The following is a 23,556-nucleotide window of genomic DNA, read 5'->3' on the forward strand; positions in this document are numbered from 1 at the left end:
GCGGCTCAGGCGGTCTTCTGCTCGGAGCGGGTGTCGGCATCCAGGATCTCGCGCAGGAAGACGCCGGTGTGGCTGCCCTTCGCCCTGGCGACCTTCTCGGGCGTGCCGGTCGCGATCACCTTGCCTCCCCCGGATCCGCCCTCCGGCCCCAGATCGATGATCCAGTCGGAGGACTTCACGACGTCGAGGTTGTGCTCGATGACGATGACCGTGTTGCCCTTGTCGACCAGGCTGTTCAACACCTCGAGCAGCTTGCGCACGTCTTCGAAGTGCAGACCCGTCGTCGGCTCGTCGAGCACGTAGACGCTGCGACCGTTGCTGCGCTTCTGCAGCTCGGTGGCGAGCTTGACCCGCTGCGCCTCTCCCCCGGACAGCGTGGTGGCGCTCTGACCGAGTCGCACGTAGCCGAGCCCGACGTCGACGAGTGTCTGCAGGTAGCGGTGGATCGCGGTGATCGGTCGGAAGAACTCGGCGGCCTCCTCGATGGGCATGTCGAGCACTTCGGCGATGTTCTTGCCCTTGTAGTGCACCTGCAGGGTGTCGCGGTTGTACCGGGCGCCCCCGCAGACCTCGCACGCGACGTACACGTCGGGCAGGAAGTTCATCTCGATCTTGATGGTGCCGTCGCCGGAGCACGCCTCGCAGCGTCCGCCCTTGACGTTGAAGCTGAAGCGCCCAGGCAGGTACCCCCTGGCCTTCGCCTCCGCGGTCTCGGCGAAGAGCGTGCGGATGCGATCGAAGACGCCCGTGTACGTCGCAGGGTTCGAGCGCGGGGTGCGCCCGATCGGCGCCTGGTCGACGTGCACCACCTTGTCGAGGTGGTCTGTTCCGAGCACCCGGGTGTGCTTGCCCGCCACCTTGCGCGCCCCGTTCAGCCGGTTGGCGAGCACGCGGTACAGGATGTCGTTCACCAGCGACGACTTGCCCGATCCGCTGACGCCCGTGACGGAGACGAACACGCCGAGCGGGAAGTCGACGGTGATGTTGCGGAGGTTGTTGGCGTTGGCGCCGACGACCCGGAGCATCCGCTCGGGATCGACCGGGCGACGGTGTCGCGGCGTCTCGATGACCCGACGCCCCGCCAGGTAGTCGCCGGTCAGCGACTCCGTGTTGTCGAGCAGGTCGTCGTACGTGCCAGAGTGGACGACGCGGCCGCCGCCCTCGCCGGCTCCCGGTCCGATGTCGACGATCCAGTCGGCCGTGCGGATCGTGTCTTCGTCGTGCTCGACGACGATGAGCGTGTTGCCCAGATTGCGCAGCGCGACGAGCGTCTCGATGAGACGGCGGTTGTCCCGCTGGTGCAGGCCGATGCTCGGCTCGTCGAGCACATACAGCACGCCGGTGAGTCCGGAGCCGATCTGCGTGGCGAGACGGATGCGCTGCGCCTCTCCCCCGGACAGGGTCGCCGCCGCCCGCGCCATGCTGAGGTAGTTGAGGCCGACCTGGATGAGAAAGTCCAGTCGCACCTTGATCTCGCGCAGCACCTGCGCCGCGATGACCTGCTCTCGTTCGGTGAGCTCGAGCTTGTTCATGAACGCCCTGGCGTCGGCGAGGCTCAGGTCGGCGACATCCGCGATGCTGTGGCCGTGGATGAGCACTGCCAGCACCTCGGGCTTGAGCCGCTTGCCCTGGCACACCGGGCACGGCACCTCGCGCAGGTACTCCGACCAGCGCTGCCGCTGCGTGTCGGAGTCGGCCTGCAGGTACTGACGCTCGATGTACGGGACGACGCCCTCGAAGCCGGACGTGTAGCTGAGCTCGCGGCCGTAGCGGTTGCGCCACTTGACCTTGACCTTGAAGTCTTTGCCGCGCAGGATCGCGTCGCGCACTGTACGCGGCAGCTCGTCCCACGGCGTCTGGAGATCGAAGTCGAGATCTCGGGCGAGACCATCGAGCAGCTTGTCGTAGTACTGGTACAGGCCCTTGCCCTGCGTGCTCCACGGCAGGATGACGCCCTCGCTGATGCTCAGTGTCTGGTCGCCGAGGAGCAGTTCGTCGTCCACCGACATGCGGGTGCCGAGCCCCGAGCACTCAGGACATGCTCCGAAAGGTGCGTTGAAGGAGAACGTGCGCGGTTCGATCTCGGTGAGCTGGATGGGGTGCCCGTTCGGGCACGCGAGCTTCTCGCTGAAGTTGCGGGTGGCATCCGGTCCGGACTCGTCGACGAACGAGACGGTGACGAGGCCGTCGGTCAGCCGCAGTGCCGTCTCGAGCGAGTCGGTGAGGCGGGTGAGGATGTCGGGGCCGGCGACCAAGCGGTCCACGACGACCGAGATGTCGTGCTTGTACTGCTTCTTCAGGGTCGGAGGGCTGGACAGCTGGATCTGCTCACCGTCGACCATGGCGCGCGAGTAGCCGGATGCGGACAGCTCGGCGAAGAGGTCGACGAACTCGCCCTTCTTCTGCTTCACCACCGGGCTGAGCACCAGATACCTGGTGCCGGTCTCGAGCTCCATGAGCTGGTCGGCGATCTGCTGCACGGTCTGCCGCTGGATTCGCTCGCCGCAGACCGGACAGTGCGGAACGCCGATGCGCGCCCAGAGCAGGCGCATGTAGTCGAAGATCTCGGTGATCGTGCCGACCGTGGACCGCGGGTTGCGGTTCGTGGACTTCTGGTCGATGGAGACCGCCGGGCTGAGACCCTCGATGAAGTCCACGTCGGGACGGTCCACCTGGCCGAGGAACTGGCGCGCGTAGGCCGAGAGGGATTCCACGTAACGACGTTGCCCCTCGGCGAAGATCGTGTCGAAGGCGAGGGACGATTTGCCGGATCCGGAGAGGCCGGTGAAGACGACGAGCGAATCGCGAGGGATCTCGACGTCGACGTTGCGAAGATTGTGCACGCGGGCACCGCGAACGCTCAGTTTTGAGTGGGATTCCACTTTCGAGATCGACACCCGAAAAGTCTAGATAAGGCCACTGACATTCGCCCGCGGCGAACAGAACTCGCGCTCGCCCACGCGGCCAGAGCCGTGCGGCGGCCGCCACCTCACGCCGCTGACTCCATGTCAGGCTCGCGACCCGGATCGCGGCAGATCCGCCACGATTCGGTGACTTCGGGCCGGTGAGGACGGGTCGTCGGCGAGTCGGTCATCGACGGGCGACGGGAATGTCGGTGGTCGTTCGTACTGTGCCGGTATGGCGGCGATGGCAGATGACGGCTGCGGCCTTGACGATCGGCTGGAGCACGAGCTCGGCGGTGGCCCCGTGACACCGGTGGTGCCGCGCGGAGCGGCGTGGTCGGGAATGCTCGGGCGAGCGTCGGAGCGGCGAGCGTCGGAGCGGCGGGAGCCGGAGCCTGTTCCTCACGGACCGGGAACGCAGGAGCCGGCTTCGTTCGGCCCTGTCGGGCACGCGGCGCAGCGTCGGACACCCCAGCGGCAGATCGTTCCGCGGCAGGGAACGGCGCCACACGGCGATGTCACGCGCCGCGATCCGGTGCGAGACCATGCCGCGCTTCATCGCGCCGTTGCGGCACGCTTCCGGGATCGCGTCAACGCCGCCTGACGACGAGAAAGGCCGCGACCCCGACGGCGAGCACGGCGAGCACGGCGAAGACTCCAGGGAGCACCGGGGTGCGCAGAGCGCCGGACGTCGTCAGCACCAAGGTCGCGGCGAGCACCGCCTGAGCGGGCACCTGGATGACGATCCAGCGCGTCAGCGGCCGCGCGAGGGCGCGCACCTGCATGCGTCCGAACGGTTCGACGACGAGCGTCACGGCCCCGAGCACGTGCAGCAGGTGCACGACGGCCAGCACGGCATACGGATGCCAGTCAGCGGCATCCGCAGGCCGTGCGAGCTGAGCGAGCCCGATCACGAGCGCCGTGCCCCAGGCCGCGAGACTCGCGGGAAGGACCGCGCCCAGCAGCGCCAACGCGGCGGACACGACGGCGAACGGTTCCGGCACGAGGAGCAACGAGGCGGACCCACCGATGAGCGCGACGAGGAGGCGCGGCGTGAGGGACGGCATCCAGGTGCCGATGGTGATGACGCTGTGCGGCCGTCGTTGCCGGCGATCGGTCATGGCCGCCTCCGCTGACGGGTGAGGGCGCGCAGTGCGGTGAGGCGGGATTGGGCGTCGGCGTCCCAGCGCAGGGGGGGGGGGGGGTCGACGCCAACCGCAAAGAGGTCGTGCAGGCGGTCGTCTCTGCGCCCGAGCACGACCCGGAGCGCCGCCATGCGCTCGCGCGACAGATCGTCGGTGATCAGGCGCGGGAGTGTGTCGACGGCGATGACCCTGTGGCCCGCGGCCCTCCACAATTGCGCCAGGTGTCCCGGGTCGTCGTCGAGGAACGGCGACAGCACGAAGACGAGGGCGCCGGGCGCCACCTGCGGTGTCCTGGCGCGCGAGAAGCCCCGTGGATGCGCAGACACACCGGCGATCGCGGCGCGCAGGAGCTCACGATGCCGTGCTCCAGCACCCCGTCGCACCGAGCCCCTGGCGCGGGAGAGCACCTGGAACGACACGGCGTCGCCGGCGTCGAGGTAGGCGCACCCGAGGCTCCATGCCGCCTCGCGTGCGACGTCGAGCGTGGTGCTGCCGCCCACCGCGGGATCCCCGAAGGGCCAGGTGCTGACGCGCTCCCCTACATCCGAGTCGTCGTCGAGCACGATCGCGACGTGCACGTCGGAAGTGGCGTGGGTGCGCCGAACGAAAAGGTCGCCGGGACTCCTGGCGAGTCGGGCAGTCGCCTTCCAGTCGATCCTGCGGAGGCGGTCGCCCGCCGCGAACGGGTGGATGTCGCGAAACTCTCCCCCGTCGCCGGGCCGGGACGAGTCGTGGGTGCCGGTGAGCCCACGCAGCCGGGACGGCAGCGGCAGTGACCGGAGGTCCACCGCCACCGGCTCCACGACGATCCGCGCGGTCGCCGGGTCGGACGGCCCGCTGACGCGCACGGCATCCGCAGAGGCCTCGCGGAACGTGACGGCGAGCAGATCCTGGTCTCCGGTGTGGAGCACGGGGATCTCGACTCGCACGTCGCGTGCCCCAGACGCCAGCGTGACGCGACGCAGCTCGGAGCCCATGGCTGTGACGCGAAGCGTGGCGAAGTCCGTGTCCGTCGCGGTCTGCACGTGGATCTCGGCGTCCATCCGGCCGGCGTGTCGCTTCCCCAAGGCGATCCGGGCCGATCCGGCAGCAGCACGTGGTTTCGACGCTGCCACGCCGACCGCGGTGACCAGCGTGAGCGCGACGACCAGGACATCCGCGCGCCCCACGATGACCGAGGTCACCGTGAGGATGAACGCGACGGCGATCCCGGATGCGACGACAGGCGACCGCAGGGTCTTCACGACACGCCGGCGGTGCGGGACACCGCGGGCGGACCGGCGACGGCGTCGACGAGACCGCCGACGACGGACTCGGGCAGCGTGCCGGCGGCCCAGGCGGCCGGTGTGAGGGTGAGCCGGTGAGCGAGGGCGGGGACGGCGACGGCCTTGACGTCGTCCGGCGTGACGAAGTCGCGTCCGTCGATCACGGCGAGGGCGCGGGCGACGAGCATGAGCGCTTGGGATCCTCGCGGTGAGGCGCCGACCTCGACGGAGCGATCGGCGCGCGTCGCTGCGGCGAGATCCACGCAGTAACGGAGGATGTCGGGGTCGACGTGGAGCCGCTCGACGCCCGCCTGCATGGCGGCGAGGCCCGCGGCATCCGTCACCGGATCCACCGTCGTCGCCTCGGTACGCCTGGCAAGCCGGTTGCCGAGGATGCGCTCCTCCTGTTCGCGCTCCGGGTATCCGACCGACAGCCGCACCAGGAACCGATCCAGCTGGGCCTCCGGCAGCGCGTACGTGCCCTCGTACTCGATCGGGTTCGCGGTCGCGATCACGTGGAAAGGCTCAGGCAGCGCGAAGCTGTTGCCCTCCACCGTGACCTGGTGCTCTGCCATCGCCTCCAGCAGTGCCGACTGCGTCTTGGGCGCGGTGCGGTTGAGCTCGTCGGCGAGGAGGAGCCCCGTGAAGACCGGGCCGGGGCGGAAGACGAAGTCGCCGCTGGCCGGTGCGTAGATGTACGACCCCGTGATGTCCGCCGGCAGCAGGTCGGGCGTGCACTGGAGCCTCCGGAACGGCAGTCCCATCGCGCTCGCGAGACTCCGCGCTGCGAGCGTCTTACCAAGCCCAGGCACGTCCTCGAAGAGCACGTGCCCGCCGGCCAGGATGGCGGCGAGGGCGATCCGCAGCGGTGCGTGCTGACCGATCACCACCTGCTCGACGGCGGCCAGGATGCGCGCCGCGCGCTCTGAAATCTGCTCCGCACTGAGCGGTTCCGTGATGGGCGCGTCAGCGCCGAGCGGTTCAGAGTCGAGCGGTTCAGGGCTCTGCGGTCCGGCCCCGAACGGTTCCGCTCGTGGCGGCGCCGTGCGGCGCGGTTCCGGACTGCCCTCATCGGGGCCGAGGATGTCGTCGCCATCGTTCACGTTCGTGCGGGTCCTTCCGTGGTGCGTGCGTCTGAGGGGGTCTCGAAGATGCCGCGTGCGCCGAGGACGTCCAACGCGTCGAGGCACTGCTCGATGGCGCGAAGGGACGGCATGACGCCGTGCTGCGGGGTGAGGGTCGCATGGGCGCTCTGCCCGATGAGCGCCACGATGCGTTCGCGGTCTGCCGGGTCGCCGAGCCGCAGGTCGTACCGGTCAAGGCGTGCTTGTGCGAGGGCCCGCACCGCGGCGAACCCCTGTTCGCGCACCGAGCCGCGGCTCTGCTGGAACATCGGAGCCAGGCGTGCGATGTCCGTGCGCGAGCCGGGACGCGGCTCACGCGACGGCGTCGCCCAGACGAGCGAGGACTCGTCGTCCGAGCGGAAGATTCCCCACATCAGGCAGATCAGCGCGAGGAGCACACCGAGCGCGCCGGCGAACCAGGCGTCGACGCCCAGAAACCAGAGTCCGGCGCCGACGATCAGGCCGGCCACCGAGGAGCCGACGATGCGTCGAACGGTCACCGGAGGCCCTCGGTGCCGACCGAATGCCAGGACGCTCGGAGCGCGAGCAGGCATGCGCGAGCCGTGTCGACATCTGTCGCCGTCGCGGGATGCGCACCGAAGCGCACACCCTGGTAAAGGCGCAGCAGCCGCGTCGCAGCCGCGTCGTCGGCGCCGATGCGGCTGATGATGCGCGCCGTGTACTCGGCGGGAGTCTCGGACGGACGCCTGCGCACGCCGGAGTCGGCGGCGGCCTCCTGCAGGCCGAGCCATGCGGCAACGATGGCGTCGCCCGGCTCGCGCGGCTCGTCGACGAGCTCGAGGGCTCTGGCGATGCCCCGTGCAACGGCGGGCGCTGGATCGGACTCCTCGAGCTCTTCCTCGGCCGGCGTCTCCGCGAAGGCGACCGCTCCGGATGCCGTCTCGTGCGTCACGCGGAGACCTCGCCCGCGCAGACGACGCCACACCAGGTAGGCGATCAGGAGCGCCGCGATGATCGCGAGGATGATGAGCACCTTGGGCGCGACGGTCGCGACGACGGACGAGTGCGTCTGCTGGGGATTCACCGGGGCACTGGCGTGCGGCGCCGCGGTCGGCGCGATGTGCGCGGGGCGCTCGGTCGGCGGGATCCAGGGTGGCGCGCCGATGCGGACCGGACCGGCTATGAGCACCGCGCCGACGGCCAGAAGGCAGAGGATGACCGGCAGGATGACGGCGACCGCCCGGGTCCGACCTGTGCCGACGTCACTGCCCACCCGACAACGCTAGCGCGTGTTCACGTGCTAGCGGTTCGCACGAATCCCGTCACGGATCACGCGGACCGCCTGCGCGTGCGTCACCCCGTCGTTGACGATGTAGGAGCCCTGCACCAGGACGGGACGGATGCCGGCAGCGGCGGCACCCTCGACATCCGCGACGGGGTTGTCGCCGATGAGCCAGACGTCGTCCGGATGGCCGAACTCCCGCAGTGCGTGCCGGAAGATCCCCGCGTTCGGCTTCTCCCAGCCGATGGCCGCGGAGGTGAACACCCGCTCGAAGTGGCCGCCGAGGCCGAGACCGTCCACGATCTCGGGCAGCTCGGGGACGTGATTGCTCAGGACGGCCTGCCTCGCGCCTGCCTCGTGGAGCGCCTCGATCGCCGTCGCAGCTTCGGGGATGACGCGCCACGTGACCGGATCGCGGAAGCGCTGACGCACGCCGGCGACGGCGTCGTCCACCACGGATGCCGGAACTCCCGCCGCGAGGTACGCCGCCCGCAGCACGACGTCGATCGCACGCCACCAATCGTCCGGCCGGACGAGGTGCGTGCGGTCGACGGTCGTGTCCTGCCAGGGGAAGCCGTGTCGGAGGTGCACCTCGAGGGCCTCCACCGTGAGCACGCTGTCCGGCTGGACGTGTCGGAGCACATCCACCATGCACGACGACCAGTGCCCAGGACGCTCGGCGATGGTGCCGTCGAAGTCCCAGAACACCACGGTTCCGCTCAGGTCGCGGCCACCGCTCTCGGACACTGCCGTCACGCGTGCCCTGCCTTCTCCATCTGGCGCAGGTCGCGCTTCAGGTCGGAGAGCTCATCGCGCAGCCGCGCGGCGAGCTCGAACTTGAGCTCGCCTGCCGCGGCCAGCATCTGGTCGTTGAGGTCGGAGATCAGCGATTCGAGCTCCTGAGCGCCCTCGGCGGCGATTCCTTCTCTGCGGAGGTTCGGCGTCGGCGCCTTCTTCTTGGACGATCCGTCGCGGGCTGCGAGCATCTTCTGCGTGTCCGCACCCTCGCGCGCCAGCACGTCCGTGATGTCGGCGATGCGTTTGCGCAGCGGCTGCGGGTCGATGCCGTTGACCGTGTTGTACTCGATCTGTCGTTCGCGGCGGCGATTGGTCTCCTCGATGGCGTTGCGCATCGAATCCGTGAGCACGTCCGCGTACATGTGCACCTCGCCGGACACGTTGCGGGCCGCTCGACCGATGGTCTGGATGAGCGACGTCGAGGAGCGCAGGAAGCCCTCCTTGTCGGCATCCAGGATGGCCACCAGCGACACCTCCGGCAGGTCGAGACCCTCGCGCAGCAGGTTGATGCCGACGAGCACGTCGTACACGCCCTGGCGCAGCTCGGTGAGCAGCTCGACGCGGCGCAGCGTGTCCACATCGGAGTGCAGGTAGCGCACCCGCACGCCCGCCTCTGCCAGGTAGTCGGTGAGCTCCTCCGCCATCTTCTTCGTGAGCGTCGTGACGAGCACGCGTTCGTTGCGCTCCACGCGCAGCCGGATCTCTTCGAGCAGGTCGTCGATCTGCCCCTTCGTTGGCTTGACGACCACCTGCGGATCGACGAGTCCGGTCGGACGGATGATCTGCTCCACGATGCCGTCGGCGATGCCCAGCTCGTATCGTCCGGGTGTGGCCGACATGTAGACGGTCTGGCCGATGCGCCGCGTGAACTCCTCCCACGTGAGCGGGCGGTTGTCGAGCGCGCTGGGGAGTCGGAAGCCGTGCTCGACGAGCGTGCGCTTGCGCGACGCATCCCCCTCGTACATCGCTCCGATCTGCGGCACTGTCACGTGCGACTCGTCGATGATGAGGAGGAAGTCCTCGGGGAAATAGTCGAGAAGGCAGTGCGGCGCCTCGCCTGGCCGCCGGCCGTCGATGTGACGCGAGTAGTTCTCGATGCCCGAACAGAAGCCGATCTGCTCCATCATCTCGATGTCGAACGTGGTGCGCATGCGCAGCCGCTGCGCTTCCAGCAGCTTGCCCTGACGCTCGAGCTCCTCGAGCCGCTCCGCGAGCTCCGTCTTGATGGTGCCGATCGCGCGCTGCATGGTCTCCGGGCTCGCCGCGTAGTGCGTCGCGGGGAAGACGGACACGGCGTCGAGCTGCTTGATGACCTCGCCGGTGAGCGGATGCAGCGAGTACAGTGCCTCGATCTCGTCCCCGAAGAGCTCGATGCGGATGGCGTGCTCCTCGTACATCGGGATGATCTCGATGGTGTCGCCGCGCACCCGGAACTTGCCGCGCGAGAAGTCGATGTCGTTGCGCTGGTACTGCATGTTCACGAACATGCGGATGATGTTGTCCCGGCCGATGTTGTCGCCGACCTGGAGGGCTGCCATGGCGTCGAGGTACTCCTCGGCAGCACCGAGGCCGTAGATGCAGGACACGGTGGACACGACGACCACGTCACGACGGCTGAGCAGCGAGTTGGTCGTGGAGTGGCGGAGCCGTTCGACCTCCGAGTTGATGGACGAGTCCTTCTCGATGAAGGTGTCCGTCTGCGGGACGTACGCCTCGGGCTGGTAGTAGTCGTAGTACGACACGAAGTACTCGACGGCGTTGTGCGGCATGAGGTCGCGGAACTCGTTCGCGAGCTGGGCGGCCAGCGTCTTGTTGTGCGACAGCACGAGAGTGGGTCGCTGGACCTGTTCGATGAGCCACGCTGCCGTCGCGGACTTGCCCGTTCCGGTGGCACCGAGCAGCACGACATCGGTCTCCCCCGCATTGATGCGGGCGGCGAGCTCCTTGATGGCGTGCGGCTGGTCACCACTTGGCGCGTATTCGCTCACGACCTCGAAGGGACGCACGACTCGGGTCGGTTGCATGCGTTCCAGTCTAGGAAGACCCCCCGACGAACGTGCGGGCGGCCCCGATGACGAAGGCGCACCCTATCGGGTGGACGGCGGATGACGCGAAGTCTCTGCGGCGGATCCCTGAGCACTCAGGAGACTCCTGACATGCGCACCGGATGTACTTACGGTTAACAGGTACTTTCCGAAGAATGCTCTCAGCTGCCAGCTATGGATCGAAACGATGACGACGACTGATACGAAACCGACGACGAAACGCGGAACACCCATCCTGTGGCACCGGCGGCGAGGACGCGTGGTGGTGCTGCTCTGCATCATGTACTTCATCGCGTACTTCGACCGGAACAACATCGCCACCGCCGGTCCGAGCATCATGAAGGAGTTCGATCTCACCAACGCGCAGTTCGGGCTCGCGGCATCCGTGTTCGCCCTGTTCTACGCGCTGCTGCAGATCTTCGGCGGCTGGATCGGCGAGAAGATCGGCCCGCGTCGTGGGCTTCTCATCCTGGGTCTGCTGTGGGGTCTCTCCACGCTGTTCACCGGCCTCGCCGTCGGCCTCGTCACCCTGCTGGTGGCGCGCGCCATCCTCGGGTTCAGCGAGTCGGCCACGTTCCCCACCGCCACCCAGGCCATGAGCAGGTGGGTGCCGCGGGACCGCAACGGGCTCGTGCAGGGCATCGTGCACTCGGCATCCCGGCTGGGCACCGCGTTGGCGCCGATCGCCGTCGCCGCGATGATCCTGTGGAGCGGATGGCGCTCCTCGTTCATCTACGTCGGCATCCTGAGCATGCTGTGGGCGCTCATCTGGTATGCCATGTTCCGCGACCGCCCCAAGGACATGAAAGGCATCACGAAGCAGGAGCTCTCCGAAGTGCCGGACCTGCCGATGGCTGCCGACCTCCCGCCGGTGCCGTGGAAGCGGCTCATCGTCACGATCCTCCCGGTCACGCTCGTGGACTTCGCGTACGGCTGGGTCGCGTGGGTGTTCTTCACGTGGATCCCCACGCTGCTCTCCACCACCTACCACCAGGACGTCGCGAAGTACGGGCTGCTCACCTCGCTCATCCTCATCGGCGGTGTCGTCGGCGACACCCTCGGCGGTGTCGCAAGCGACTGGCTCATCCGGCGCGGCACCAGCGCGAGAAGCGCTCGTCGCACGCTTCTGCTCATCGGCTTCATCGGCTCGGGCATCTGCCTGATCCCGCTCGTCTTCACTCCCCCGCTGACGCTCACCGTCGTCGCGCTGTCGTTGTCGTTCTTCTTCCTCGAGCTGACGAACGCACAGCTGTGGGCGATCCCGATGGATGTCGCGCCCATGTGGTCGGGGACGGCGAGCGGCATGATGAACACCGGCTTCGGCATCGCCGGTATTGTCTCGCCCATCATCGTCGGATCCCTGGTCGACTGGACGGGCGGATTCGCCTGGCCGTTCGGCCTGTCCATCGGCATCCTGGTCGCCGCGACGGTGCTCGCCGGGCTGATGCGGCCGAAGCTCGTGCGGCCCAACGTGTCGGCTGAGGACGCGGTGATCACCGGGCAGGCGTAGCCGGGGTCATCCGGGCAACGGTCACCGTCATCCGCTCGTCGACTGCCCGTGCTCCGCAGGCTGAGCCGCAGCTGAACCGCCACGCGACTGGGCCGTCGGTTGAGCCCCTCGCGGGCGGGCCTTGTAGCGGCGGCCGGTGAGCGCGAGGCTGAGCGGTGTTCGCCGCGCGACCTCGGTGATGAGCACGGCGCCGATGATGACGAGCACATAGGTGACCAGCGTGAGCCACGGCGTCGGAACGGTGCGCTCGAGCCAGTCGTCGCCCACCCAGAGCAGGATCCAGATGACCATCGGGTGGGACAGGAAGATGCCGAACGACCGATCGGAGGCGAGGTCGACGAACCGTGCCGTGACGGATCCCGCGCGCCGCCGGTCGGCCCACCACGTTCCTATTGCGAGGAAGCCGACCGCGACGGCGACGCCCCAGAGGATCATGGCCGGCTGCATGGGCGTGCCTGCGCCGTAGAAGCTGTGGTGGCCGGCGAGAACCTCGACCCAGTAGAGGCCGAGCATGATCGCGGCGGATGCCAGCACGAGCCATCCGATCAACGCGCGGTGCGCGCGCACCCAGGTCAGGAACTGTGCGGCGTGATCCGCAGCGACGGCACCGGCGATCACGAAGAACGAGTACGTGAAGACGATCTGCTTCGCCCAATCCCCGTACCAGCTGTAGGACGAGTGACCGTAGTGGTACCAGGTCATCAGTCCCGCCTGCACCACGAGGGCACCGAGCAGCAGGAGCCAGTGCTTGCCGCGCGTGCGGCGCACCAGCCACACGATCACCGGCACGAGCAGGTACACCTGCATCGTCACCAGGAGGAAGTACAGGTGGTACCACGCGCTGCCGGTCAGAGTGGTCACGACGAACTTCACGAGGAGGTCGCCGATGGTGCCGGTGGGGTGGTGCAGATATCCGGCGACGACGTAGATCGCCGACCAGACGACGTACGGAACGCCGACGAGCAGGAACCGTTTCGGCCAGAACTGCTTCATCGGCACCGGGCGTGCCAGGAAGCTGTAGACCAGCACGAACGCCGTCAGCGCGAAGAACACCTCGCGGGTGAAGTGCATGAGGTCGAGCAGCATGAAGAGGCCGACATCGTCGGGCCCAGCGGTGTGGCTCGTGGTGTGCACGCCGATGACACAGACGAACGTGAGGATGCGCACCACGTCGACCTCGTAGAGGTGACGCTGGCGGGCGCGCGGCTTCGTGGCGTCTGCGGGGGCCGTGTTCTCCGACGTCTCAGCACGCTCTGGACGTGCGGCCGCGTCATCGCCGCTCACTGTGCTCACGACGCTCACTCTGCGCTCGCCGACGCATCGGCCAGGGTGTGACGCAGACGAACGCGCTGCACCTTGCCCGTTGCGGCGCGCGGCACGTCGTCGACGACGGTGATCGTGCGCGGGCGCTTGAACCGGGGCAGTCGTTCCTCTGCAAGACGGACCAGCCGGTCGACGAGCGCCTGATCCGCGTCCTCGGTGCGCGCGGCATCCGCGGGGATGACGAACGCGACGGGAACGGATCCGAGCACGTCGTCAGGGGCGCCGACGACGACCACCTCGCGCACGGCGGGATCCGTGAGCAGCACCTCCTCGACCTCGAGCGGATACACCTTCTCGCCGCCGCGGTTGATCACGTCGTCCACCCGGCCGGCGAGCGTGACGTATCCGTCGGCGTCGATCGAGCCGAGGTCGCCCGTCTTGAGCCAGCCGTCTGCATCGAACCGGTCGGCCGCAGCACCACGGAAGTAGGCGTCGACGACGCCGCGCCCGCGGATCCACAGCTCACCGACCTGGCCGACGGGGAGGACACCGCTCTCATCGCGCGCCTGCACCTCCGTGCCCACCGGGATGCCCACCGTTCCGGCACGCGGAGCGGCCACCGGCGTGGCGGTGATCTGGCTGGCCGCCTCCGTCATGCCGTAGCTGACGACGAGCGGGATGCCCGCGAACGCGTCGGCGACGGGGCCGGGCAGCGGGGCCGACGCCGTGCGGATCAGCCGCAGGCGCGGCGGCGGGCTGATCGTCTCGGTCGCCAGCACCGCGAGGATGGCCGGAACGGCGTTGATCCAGGTGATGTCGCGCTGCTCCATGAGCGGCCAGAACCCCGTGCGGTGGAAGCGCCGGTCGAGAACGAGGGTTGCACCGGCGGTGAGAGTCGACAGCAGGCCGACGACTTCCGCGTTGATGTGGAAGAGCGGGAGGGAGTTGTATCCACGGTCGGACTCCGTGAGCCCGAGGTGATCCGCCACGGCGGCTCCCACGAAGGCCAGACGATCCGCGGTGAGTTCGACGCCCTTCGGCGTGCCTGTCGATCCGGAGGTGAACAGCATCGCCGAGCCGCCGGCGCGGAAGAGGGATGCCGCATCCGTCGTCGACATGTCATCGACGCCCCGGTTGCCCGACGCGCCGCGTTGCCCACCGTCCGCGACGGCGGCCGGGGCGATGCGGCGCAGCCCCGCGGCGTCGGCCCGTGCGGGATCCGCCGTGACCAGGGCGGTCGGTCCGTCCACGAGAGCGGCCAGGCGTCTGATGTCCTCGGCCGTGAGCGCAGGATCAAGCGGCACGGATCGGTGCCCGGCTGCGACGGCGCCGAGGTGGGCGACGGCGAACGCGAGGGGATCCGGCTCGTCGATGAACACCGTCGAGCGCTCATCGAGCGCCGCGGAGCGGAGGAACGCGTCGATCGCCAGGACGATGCCCGCGTAGGTCAGCATCCGGCCGCTGCGTGCGTCCTCGAGGTACGGCCGATCCCCGTGACGAAGGGCCGCGCCGGTCAGAAGCTCCCCGAAGCTAGGGATGTCTGCACCGTTCGTTCGCTCATTTGTCACCAGACGATGGTATCGGCGACTCCTATGCGGATCCCGTGCGCCGGCTCGGTGCACACCGAGCGGCCGTGGTGCGTCGGCGCTCGACGGGCGGGCGCGCGTCGTGTCGTCGCCCCCAGTTCGATCACGTGATCCGCTCCCCTGGCCTCGGCCGCGTCGTGCGTCACGAGCACGGTCACGCGGTCGCGAAGCGCCAGCCGCAGGTCGGCCATCAGCTCGGCCGATGCGTGGGCGTCGAGCTGTGCCGTTGGCTCGTCGATCAGCACGACGTCGCCTCCTGCGAGCAGCGTGCGTGCCACGGCGACCCGCTGGCGCTGTCCGCCGGAGAGCCTCTCCCCCGCCGCGCCGATGCGGGTGTCCAGACCATCGGGAAGCGTCGCGAGCAGGGGCGCGAGTCCGACGCGCGACAGCACATCCGTGAGCTCGGCATCCGACGGGCGCTCGGTGCGCGGGCGCGCGAGGGCGAGGTTCGCGCGCAGCGTCGAGTCGAACAGGTACCCCTCCTGGGGACACCAGGCGATGCGGGTGCGCAGGGTGTGGGGCGGAATGGCTGCGGCATCCGTGAGCCCGTCCCCCTGGCGCAGCGTGTACCGCCCGTCGGTGGGGTCGGCGAAGCGGAGCAGCAGCGCGAGGAGCGTGGACTTGCCGGATCCGCTCGGCCCCGTGACGGCGAGCCATTGTCCGCGATCGGCTCTCCCGGTGACCCCGCTGAAGACCGGGCGGAGGGCTGCCGGGTAGCGATAGGAGACGGCGTCCAGCCGGATGCCGTGCACCGGCTCCGTCATCCGCTCGCCGTAGCCGGGTGCGGCGTTCACGGCCTCGGATCCTGCGACCGTGTCGGCGGATGCCGCAGTGCCGTCGGGCCCGGCGGTGACCCGGTGCAGCCCGGCGAGGACGCGGGCGATGGCTGGTGCCCGAGTCGCGGCGGCGACGCCGTCGAGCAGCGGCTCGATCATGCCGAGCGGCACGAGGACGAGCACGGCGACGAGCTCGGGACGCAGCGCGCCGGATGCCACGGCTCCGGCAGCGAGAGGCAGCATCACGACCGCGGCGGCGCAGCACGCCAGGATCGTGATGGCCGATGCGGCACCCTCTGCTCGTGCCGTCCGTCGCTCGCTGGAAGCGGCAGCGGCATCCGCCGACTCGATGCGGCGGATCAGCCGTCGCGTCGCGCCGGGCGTGAGATCGTCCCTGGCGACGAGCAGGTCGGTGAAGGACTCGAGGACTGCGGCCCGTGCAGCCTCGTCCCGATGAGCGGCCCGTCGTCCTGCGGCGACCGCGAGAGCCGGCGCGATGAGGCAGGCGGCGACGGCCACGCAGGCGACGACGATGAGCGATGGCGGGTAGACGAGCCCCAGCGCGACGGCTGAGACGACGAGCACGGCACCGGCGGCGACAGGAGGCTGCACGACCCGGGGAATGAGGTCGCGCACGCGGTCGGCCGATCCGATGAGCGAGGAGAGGGCGTTCACCGGGGTCAGCGCAACGCGTCCTGCCGGTCCGGATGCGGCGAGCGCCCGCCACACCCGCACGCGCAGTGCGGTGATCGCGCGGAAGACGGCGTCGTGCGTGAGGAGGCGTTCTGCGTACCGGAGCGCGGACCGCCCGATGCCGAAGAAGCGCACGCCGACGATGGCCACGAGCAGGTACATGATGGCGGGCTCTTGGCTGGCGCGCACGATGAGCCAGCCGGAGACGGCCGTGAGCGCGATGGCGAAGCAGGTGGAGAGCACTCCGACTGCGATGGCGGCGAGCATGCGCAGCCGGACCGGGCGGACCACGGTGACGAGCTCGGCCCATGCCGTCGTGGTCGGTGCTGCGGTGCGCGATGGCGGCGTGCCGAGGAGGGGGTCCGCCGCGCCGCCCTTGCCCGGAGCGGGCTTGGTCGCGCCGGCGGGGGTACCGGCGTCGGTCTCGGGCGGGGCGGGCGCGGCGGACGTGGAGGGAAGTGTGGATGCTGGTCGGAGCGTGGCTGCGGGTCCGAGTGTGGACGCGATGGGCGCGGACGCCGGGGACGACTGGGGCTGAGGAGAGATGGGTTCGACGTGATCCGCGAGCAGGTGGATCAGGGGGTCGTGCGAGGCGACGACGACCGTCGTCCGTTCGCGCAACGCCGCGATCTCGTGGCGGAGCAGTGCGGCCGAGTCTGCATCCAGGTGCGCTGTCGGCTCGTCGAGGAGCACGAGACGGGCGCCGGCGTCCGCGGCGGCCAGCACTCTGGCGAACGCGAGACGGCGAGCCTCGCCCGGGCTGAGCGATGCCGGATGCGCGAGGCCGCGCTCTCCGAGGCCGACGCGCTCGAGGAGAGCCATGGCATCCGCTCGGTCCGTGTCCGATGTCGTGACGACGTCGGTGACTGTGCTTCCGGCGTCCGCGCTGCCGTGCCGTCCAGAGGCGTAGAGCTCGATCTCGTCGAGCAGAGTGCGGGAGGAGAAGTGCGGATGCTGGGGCATCCAGGCGATCGCGTTGACGCTCGGTGAGGTGACAGAGCCGCGGCACCGTGCCCCGTCGTCCAGGAGGGCGCCACGACCGGCGAGCACGGCGAGCACGGTGGACTTGCCCGCGCCGCTCGGTCCGGCCACAAGCGTCATGCCGCGGGTGGGTACGTCGAACGAGACGTTCGACACCGCCGGTGCCGTGCGCCCCGCGTACGTGACGGTGAGGTCCCGCACCGAGACCGTGTCGCCGTCGGTGTCGCGACGGAGACCGCGGTGGCCGGCGGGGGTCCGATCGATGGCGGCGCGAACGCGGCGGAGCGCCTCGCGGCCGGTGTCAGACGCATGGAACGCGGCACCGATCTCGCGGAGGGGCGCGAAGCACTCCGGTGCGAGGATGAGCGCAACGAGTCCAGCCTCGAGCGAGAGCTGACCGTGCAGCAGGCGGATGCCGATGATCACCGCGACGAGTGCGACGGAGATCGTGGCCAGCAGGTCCAGTGCGAGCGCGGACAGGAACGCGGTGCGCAGCGCCGTCATGCTCCGTCGCCGGTGGTCGTCGGAGATCTCGGCCAGTGCCCGTGCCTGCTCCCTGTCCCGTCCAAGGCCGACGAGGACCGGCAGTCCTCTCGCGAGCTCGACGAGATGGTCGGAGAGCCGGCCGAGCGCGTCCAGTGACGCGGCGACCCTGTCCCTGGTGTGCATGCCGATCAGCGCCATGAACAGCGGGATGAGCGGGACGGTGGCCACAATGATCAGCGCACTGACCCAGTCGGCGGCGAGGATGCGCGCTCCGACGAGAAGCGGAACCGTCGCGGCTCCCACGAGGGATGGCAGGTACGACGTGTAGTACTCGTCGAGCTCGTCGAGTCCTGCGGATGCCAGCTGCGCATCGGCTCCCACGGAGCCGGCGGCGCGAGCGCGGAACGAGGAGGCCAGCCGCGATCGCAGATCCTGCTTCACCCCGGAGGCGGCCGACTGCGCCACGACGCGCAGACCCCACGCGGCGGCCGCCCTGATGATCGCGCCCGAGAGACCTTCCAGCACGGCGACGGTGACGTCGGCGTGCGCGATCACGGTGACGATCCCTGTGGCGAGGGCGTCCGCCACGAGGACCAGGCCGAGCGCCTTCAGCGCACCGAGGCAGGCCAGCAGCACGATGCGCCGTCGCCCGATCTCCGAGACCCCTTCCAGCTGCGGGGGTCGCCGTGCGGAGGTCGCTGCTGTTGACGCGGTCGTTGCCGTTGTCATCGCGGCTTCACCGCAGCTTCGATCGGACGCGTCGCCGGAATGCTGGCGCCGCTGATCCGCTTGCGGAACACCCAGTACGTCCAGCCCTGGTACGCGAGCACGAGCGGGATGCCGAACGCGGCCACCACTGTCATGACTCCGAGCGTGTACGGCGAGCTGGACGCGTTCGCCACGGTGAGGTCGAACGTCGGGTCGAGCGTCGACGGCAGCACGGTCGGGAACGTGTTCGCGAAGATCGACGCGGCACCCAGCACGAGGAACGTTCCCATGCCTGCGAAGGCAAGGCCCTCGCGGTCGCGTCTGGCCGACAGCCAGGACCACACGGCGGCGGCCACCGCGACCACGACGAGGATCCAGGTGTATGCCTTGCCGTTCATGAGCTCCACTCCGACCACCCAGACGGCGAGCGGGATCAGGAGGACGGGCATCCAGTGCACCGCGAACCGGCGGGAGCGGATGCGCACGTCACCGTCGCTCTTCAGCGCGAGGAACACAGCGGCGTGGGTGAGACAGAATCCCACGACGGCCAGCCCGCCGACCACGGTCCATCCGTTGAACCAGCCGAACGGTCCGCCGACGCCGTCGCCGTTGACATTGATCGGCAGACCCGTCGTGGTGAGGGCCAGCGCGGCACCCACGCCGAAGGCCGCCACGAAGGATCCGAGGCCGAGCGCGACATCCCATGCTCTCGTCCACCGCACCGTGTGGCCCTTGCCGCGGTACTCGATCGCGACGGCACGGAAGATGAGGCCGAGCACCGCCACGACGAGCGGGATGTACAGGGTGGAGAACAGCGACGCATACCAGAACGGGAATGCGGCGAAGGTGGCGCCGCCTGCGGTGAGCAGCCACACCTCGTTGCCGTCCCAGACCGGCCCGATGGTGTTCAGCATGACGCGGCGGTCGGTCTCGTTGCGTGCCGAGAGCAGCATGTGCATGCCGACGCCCAGGTCGAATCCCTCCAGGAAGAGGTACCCGGTCCAGAGCACGGCGATGAGGATGAACCACAGTGTGGGGAGGACGTCCACGATCGTTCCTTCTTCCGGTGTCTCGTGCGGATGATGCGCGTCAGTAGGCGAACGCGAGCACGTCGTCGTCGGCCGGCGCGTCGGGATCCTTCGGCTTCTCGGCGAGCTCCGGCAGGGCAGCTGCGACCCCGCCGCGGATGTATTTCACGAGCAGCCGCACCTCCACCACCATGAGCACGGCATAGACGATCGTGAACGAGACGAGGGAGAACAGGATCTCGCCGAAGCTCACCCCGGGCGACACGGCCGCTGCCGTGAACATGAACACCCCGTCGATGCCGCCCGGCGTCGGGTTCGGCGCCACCACGAACGGTTGCCTGCCCATCTCGGTGAAGATCCAGCCGGCCGAGTTCGCAGCGAACGGCGCGAAGATGCCCGTCACCGCCAGCCACATCAGCCAGCGCGGCGCGGGAACGGTTCCCCGCCTGGTGAGCCAGAGTGCGACGACGGAGGCGAACGCGGCGAGGGCGCCGAAAAGGATCATCAGCCGGAATCCCCAGTACGTGACCGCCATGATCGGCACATAGTTGATGGCCTCGCCTGCTCGTGATCCGAGTTTCGGATCGTCAGGCAGATGCGTGCCGTACTTCTGCTGGTAGATCGGCACGAGCTCGTTGACGCCTTTGACCGGCTCGTTGAAGTCGCCGTTGGCGAGGAATCCGAGCACGCCGGGCACCTCGATGACGTTCACGACCCCCTTGCAGTCCTTGGAACCGACATCGCCGAAGGCCAGCAGCGAGAAGCTGGTCCCTGTATGGCAGGCGGCCTCGGCCGACGCCATCTTCATCGGCTGTTGCACGAACATGAGGCGGGCCTGCGCATCGCCGGTGATCGCGACGCCGGCGAACGCGATGATGGCGGTCACGGCGCCGATCCGCAGCGAGGTGAGCCAGATCTTGTGGTCAGCCTTGTCGCGGCCTGGAACGTCGGGTGCATCGCCGACGATGACCCGCTTGTCGAGATCGATCGTGTCGATCCCGTCGCGACGCCGCTGCCACAGGTGATACCAGCCCACTCCGAGCAGGATGGAGCCGCCCACCGCGAACGCTCCGAAGATCGTGTGCGTGAACGCGGCCACCGCGGTGTTGTTGCCGAGCACGGCCCAGATGTCCGTCATGATCGGACGACCGTCGACGAGCTTCACGCCAACCGGATGCTGCATCCACGAGTTCGCCGCGATGATGAAGTACGCGGACACCACGGAGCCCGCGATGGCGAGCCACAGGCAGGCCAGGTGGATGCGCTTCGGCAGCTTGCCCCATCCGAAGATCCACAGCCCGAGGAACGTCGACTCCACGAAGAACGCCAGCAGCGCCTCCATGGCCAACGGTGCGCCGAACACGTCGCCGACCAAGCGGCTGTACTCGCTCCAGGCCAGTCCGAACTGGAACTCCTGCACGATGCCGGTGGCGACACCCATGATGAAGTTGATCAGGTAGATCTTTCCCCAGAACTTCGTCATGCGGTAATAGCGGTCGTTGCCGGTGCGCATCCACAGCGTCTGCATGAGGGCGACGAGCGGACCGAGGCCGATCGTCAGAGGGACCATCCAGAAGTGGTAGACGGTGACGATGCCGAACTGCCATCGTGCGATGAGCAGCGGATCCAGGTCGGTGACGACGTGCACGGTTCCTCGCTTCACGAGTCTTCTACGCTGCGTATAATTCTACGCGCTGTAGAACGTCTTACCACTGTCGCCCGAACATTTCTACGCGCGGTAGAATCAATGCATGGCAGGTCGCACGTTGGTCAATCTCGGGGAGCTCGAACGAGCCGTCATGGACGTCGTCTGGGACTCCCCCGCCCCCATTGCGGCGACCGATCTACGCGAGAGGCTGCAGGCATCCGCCGACCACGACAACACGGAGGGCAAGGGGCCGGCGATCACGACCGTCATGACCGTGCTCTCACGTCTCGAAGCCAAAGGCTTCGTCGTGCGGGACAGGGATGCCAGACCCCACCTGTATCACGCGGCCATGAGCCGCGAAGACCACGTCGCCGAACTCATGCACGAGGTGCTCGGATCGGCAGCGGACCGCGACGCCGTGCTCGCCCGCTTCGTCGGACAGGTCACGCCGCACGACGCCGAGCGTCTGCGCAGACTGCTGGACGTCTGACGTTCATGCTCGTCGTCGCCGCAACGCTGGCGCTCCTCGCCTTCGCACTCGCCTGGCCCGTTCCCGTCGCGCTCGCACGGGCCGAGTGGCCGCGCCGCATGCCGGGACAGGCTCTCGTGCTCTGGCAGGCGATAGCGCTGGCGGGCGGTCTCTCCATGATCGGATCCCTGCTGGTCTTCGGCCTGATCCCGTTCGGCGTGGATCTCCCCCACGCGGCGGGATCCTTCAGCGCCGACCTCATCGCCGGCCGCCTGCCCGTCGACGCCAACTTCTTCCAGATGTTCGCGCTCGCCGGAGCGGCACTGCTCGGTGCGCATCTTCTGCTCAACCTCGTGCGCACCGCCTGGCGTGCCGAGCGAGCGCGCCGTCACCACGCGCAGCTGCTCCGGCTGCTCTCGGATCCGATGCCGGAGCGGCCCGGCACCCGCGTCATCGACCACGCGACGCCGGTCGCGTACTGCCTGCCTGGCACACCGCGGGCGGTCACCGTGCTCTCGGCGGGACTGCTGGAACTCCTCTCCGACGAGGAGCTCGCCGCTGTCGTCGCTCACGAGCGCGCGCACGTGACACAACACCACCACGTGCTGCTCGTCGCGTTCAGCGCGTGGCGCAGCGCATTGCCATGGTTCCCGATCGCGACACGTGCTCACGAGGCCGTCGGGCTTCTCGTCGAACTGCTCGCCGACGATCACGCACGGCGCACGGTCTCCGAGCGCAACCTGTCGCGTGCCGTTGCCAGGGTCGCGCTGGCGGGCGTGCCGAGCGCCGCCACGTCGTCGTCGGTTCCGGCCGGCTCCTTCGCGGCCGACACGTCGTCCCCCGGTGAGTGGGCGGATGCCAGGGTCGCGCGCCTCACGGAGCTCACGGCGCCCAGCGCTCCAGCGCTGCGCTTCTCCGTGCTCGCCATGGCACTCGCGCTCGTAGTGGTGCCGACGATGATGCTGCTCGGCCCGGCGCTGTACTGACCGCGACGCGTGTCAGCGGGCGCGGAGCTGGTCCCAGAGCGCATCCACCTGCCGGATCAGGCCGTCACGGTCGCCGTTGTTGTCCAGAATGATGTCGGCGACTGCTCGACGCTGCTCGTCGTCGGCCTGCGCGGCGATCCGGCTGACGGCATCCGCCTCAGTCATGCCGCGATCGTGGATGAGACGACGGACTCGCTCGTCGCGGTCCGCCTCCACCACCACGACGCTGTCGAAGCGGAGCGGGCGATCGGCAGACGCCTCCACCAGGAGCGGCACGTCGTACACGACTATCGCGTCGGGGTCGGCTGCCTCCGCCCGTGCACGTCGATCCTTCACGGCTTCCCAGACGGCGGGATGGGTGATCGCATTGAGGTCGCGGAGCGCCTCGGAGTCGCGGAACACGATCGCACCGAGCGCTGCGCGGTCCAGTGAGCCGTCTGCCGTGAGGATGTCATCGCCGAACCGGCTCCGGATGGCCTCCAAACCCTTCGTTCCAGGCTCGACCACTTCACGGGCCAGGCGATCGGCGTCGATGATCACGGCGCCGTGCTCGGCGAGCCGGGCGGACGCAGTGGACTTGCCGGAGGCGATGCCTCCTGTCAGGGCGATGATCAGCACGCCCGCCAGCCTAGGGCGCGTCCGACTGTTCGGGAGCAGGTTGCGGTCGGCTCCGCGTGCCTCGGAGCGTCGGATGCATCCGAGATCGTCTCGGGCGTCGTGCCCGCTGGCACCGATCACACCGGTTGGAGCGGGATGCGGGCACCGGCAGGAAGCTCGACGACCACCCGGTCACCGGGACGGACGACACCGCCGGCGACCACGATCGACAAGACCCCGCCTTGCGCACGATCCTGCCGTCGGGCCCCGGCAGCAGAAACGGCAACGGCCGGGCCCCGAAG

General features: G+C 69.1%; 17 protein-coding genes. 3 read left to right on the forward strand and 14 right to left on the reverse strand.

Features of this window, described 5'->3' with window-relative positions; translation table 11 throughout:
- Positions 1-5: 5 nt before the first annotated feature.
- The 8 genes from uvrA to uvrB all read right to left on the reverse strand — a co-directional run bounded on the left by uvrA (position 6) and on the right by uvrB (position 10,502).
- Positions 6-2,897, reverse strand: coding sequence for an excinuclease ABC subunit UvrA (uvrA, locus tag ACX9R5_RS11750; RefSeq protein WP_459409229.1), 2,892 nt, complete (start codon positions 2,895-2,897; stop codon positions 6-8).
- Between the two features lie 596 nt (positions 2,898-3,493).
- Entirely contained in the window at positions 3,494-4,024 is a 531-nt protein-coding gene (locus ACX9R5_RS11755; protein ID WP_459409230.1) for a hypothetical protein, read from the reverse strand.
- Positions 4,021-5,292, reverse strand: coding sequence for a DUF58 domain-containing protein (locus ACX9R5_RS11760; protein WP_459409231.1), 1,272 nt, complete (start codon positions 5,290-5,292; stop codon positions 4,021-4,023). The genes ACX9R5_RS11755 and ACX9R5_RS11760 overlap by 4 nt, the downstream gene beginning before the upstream one ends.
- Positions 5,289-6,272, reverse strand: coding sequence for an AAA family ATPase (locus ACX9R5_RS11765; RefSeq protein ID WP_459409672.1), 984 nt, complete (start codon positions 6,270-6,272; stop codon positions 5,289-5,291). Before ACX9R5_RS11765 ends, ACX9R5_RS11760 begins: the two co-directional genes overlap by 4 nt.
- Positions 6,273-6,412: 140 nt before the next feature.
- Positions 6,413-6,937, reverse strand: coding sequence for a hypothetical protein (locus ACX9R5_RS11770; RefSeq protein ID WP_459409232.1), 525 nt, complete (start codon positions 6,935-6,937; stop codon positions 6,413-6,415).
- On the reverse strand, positions 6,934-7,671 hold the full coding sequence (locus tag ACX9R5_RS11775; RefSeq protein ID WP_459409233.1) for a DUF4129 domain-containing protein: 738 nt from the start codon (positions 7,669-7,671) through the stop codon (positions 6,934-6,936). Before ACX9R5_RS11775 ends, ACX9R5_RS11770 begins: the two co-directional genes overlap by 4 nt.
- Before the next feature lie 27 nt (positions 7,672-7,698).
- On the reverse strand, positions 7,699-8,436 hold the full coding sequence (locus ACX9R5_RS11780; RefSeq protein WP_459409234.1) for an HAD family hydrolase: 738 nt from the start codon (positions 8,434-8,436) through the stop codon (positions 7,699-7,701).
- A complete protein-coding gene (gene uvrB / locus ACX9R5_RS11785) occupies positions 8,433-10,502 on the reverse strand; it encodes an excinuclease ABC subunit UvrB (protein WP_459409235.1) in 2,070 nt (689 codons plus the stop codon). The genes ACX9R5_RS11780 and uvrB overlap by 4 nt, the downstream gene beginning before the upstream one ends.
- Positions 10,503-10,710: 208 nt before the next feature.
- Between uvrB and ACX9R5_RS11790 the strand changes: the two genes are divergently transcribed.
- Positions 10,711-12,033 carry an MFS transporter gene (locus ACX9R5_RS11790; RefSeq protein WP_459409236.1) on the forward strand — a complete coding sequence of 441 codons (1,323 nt, stop codon included), beginning with the start codon at positions 10,711-10,713 and terminating at the stop codon, positions 12,031-12,033.
- Positions 12,034-12,060: 27 nt separating this feature from the next.
- Here the strand turns inward: ACX9R5_RS11790 and ACX9R5_RS11795 are convergent, their stop codons facing one another.
- The 5 genes from ACX9R5_RS11795 to ACX9R5_RS11815 are packed head-to-tail and all read right to left on the reverse strand — an operon-like array spanning position 12,061 to position 21,184.
- The gene (locus ACX9R5_RS11795) at positions 12,061-13,326 is read right to left on the reverse strand and encodes an acyltransferase (RefSeq protein ID WP_459409237.1); all 1,266 of its coding nucleotides are present in this window, start codon (positions 13,324-13,326) and stop codon (positions 12,061-12,063) included.
- A 5-nt stretch (positions 13,327-13,331) separates the two neighbouring features.
- Positions 13,332-14,864, reverse strand: coding sequence for a class I adenylate-forming enzyme family protein (locus ACX9R5_RS11800; RefSeq protein WP_459409238.1), 1,533 nt, complete (start codon positions 14,862-14,864; stop codon positions 13,332-13,334).
- Positions 14,861-18,547 carry a thiol reductant ABC exporter subunit CydC gene (gene cydC / locus ACX9R5_RS11805; protein WP_459409239.1) on the reverse strand — a complete coding sequence of 1,229 codons (3,687 nt, stop codon included), beginning with the start codon at positions 18,545-18,547 and terminating at the stop codon, positions 14,861-14,863. Before cydC ends, ACX9R5_RS11800 begins: the two co-directional genes overlap by 4 nt.
- A complete protein-coding gene (gene cydB, locus ACX9R5_RS11810; protein WP_459409240.1) occupies positions 18,544-19,575 on the reverse strand; it encodes a cytochrome d ubiquinol oxidase subunit II in 1,032 nt (343 codons plus the stop codon). Before cydB ends, cydC begins: the two co-directional genes overlap by 4 nt.
- 40 nt (positions 19,576-19,615) lie before the next feature.
- Entirely contained in the window at positions 19,616-21,184 is a 1,569-nt protein-coding gene (locus tag ACX9R5_RS11815) for a cytochrome ubiquinol oxidase subunit I (RefSeq protein WP_459409673.1), read from the reverse strand.
- A gap of 136 nt (positions 21,185-21,320) precedes the next feature.
- Here ACX9R5_RS11815 and ACX9R5_RS11820 point away from each other — a divergent pair, with 136 nt between their 5' ends.
- Both ACX9R5_RS11820 and ACX9R5_RS11825 read left to right on the forward strand, forming a co-directional pair.
- Positions 21,321-21,692, forward strand: coding sequence for a BlaI/MecI/CopY family transcriptional regulator (locus tag ACX9R5_RS11820; RefSeq protein ID WP_459409674.1), 372 nt, complete (start codon positions 21,321-21,323; stop codon positions 21,690-21,692).
- Positions 21,693-21,697: 5 nt separating this feature from the next.
- Positions 21,698-22,657: a M56 family metallopeptidase gene (locus tag ACX9R5_RS11825; protein ID WP_459409241.1), complete on the forward strand. Its 960-nt coding sequence runs from the start codon at positions 21,698-21,700 to the stop codon at positions 22,655-22,657.
- A gap of 12 nt (positions 22,658-22,669) precedes the next feature.
- Here the strand turns inward: ACX9R5_RS11825 and coaE are convergent, their stop codons facing one another.
- Positions 22,670-23,275 (reverse strand): dephospho-CoA kinase, encoded by a 606-nt coding sequence (gene coaE, locus ACX9R5_RS11830; protein ID WP_459409242.1) that lies wholly within the window; start codon positions 23,273-23,275, stop codon positions 22,670-22,672.
- Between the last annotated feature and the right edge of the window lie 281 nt (positions 23,276-23,556).

Source organism: Rathayibacter sp. CAU 1779 (assembly GCF_054551755.1).

What these genes read in the sequence shown, in the direction of transcription:
- cydC (WP_459409239.1), bottom strand. Translation starts at nt 18,547, where the DNA reads ATGACAACGGCAACGACCGCGTCAACAGCAGCGACCTCCGCACGGCGA.
- ACX9R5_RS11825 (WP_459409241.1), top strand. Translation starts at nt 21,698, where the DNA reads ATGCTCGTCGTCGCCGCAACGCTGGCGCTCCTCGCCTTCGCACTCGCC.
- ACX9R5_RS11755 (WP_459409230.1), bottom strand. Translation starts at nt 4,024, where the DNA reads ATGACCGATCGCCGGCAACGACGGCCGCACAGCGTCATCACCATCGGC.
- uvrB (WP_459409235.1), bottom strand. Translation starts at nt 10,502, where the DNA reads ATGCAACCGACCCGAGTCGTGCGTCCCTTCGAGGTCGTGAGCGAATAC.
- ACX9R5_RS11790 (WP_459409236.1), top strand. Translation starts at nt 10,711, where the DNA reads ATGACGACGACTGATACGAAACCGACGACGAAACGCGGAACACCCATC.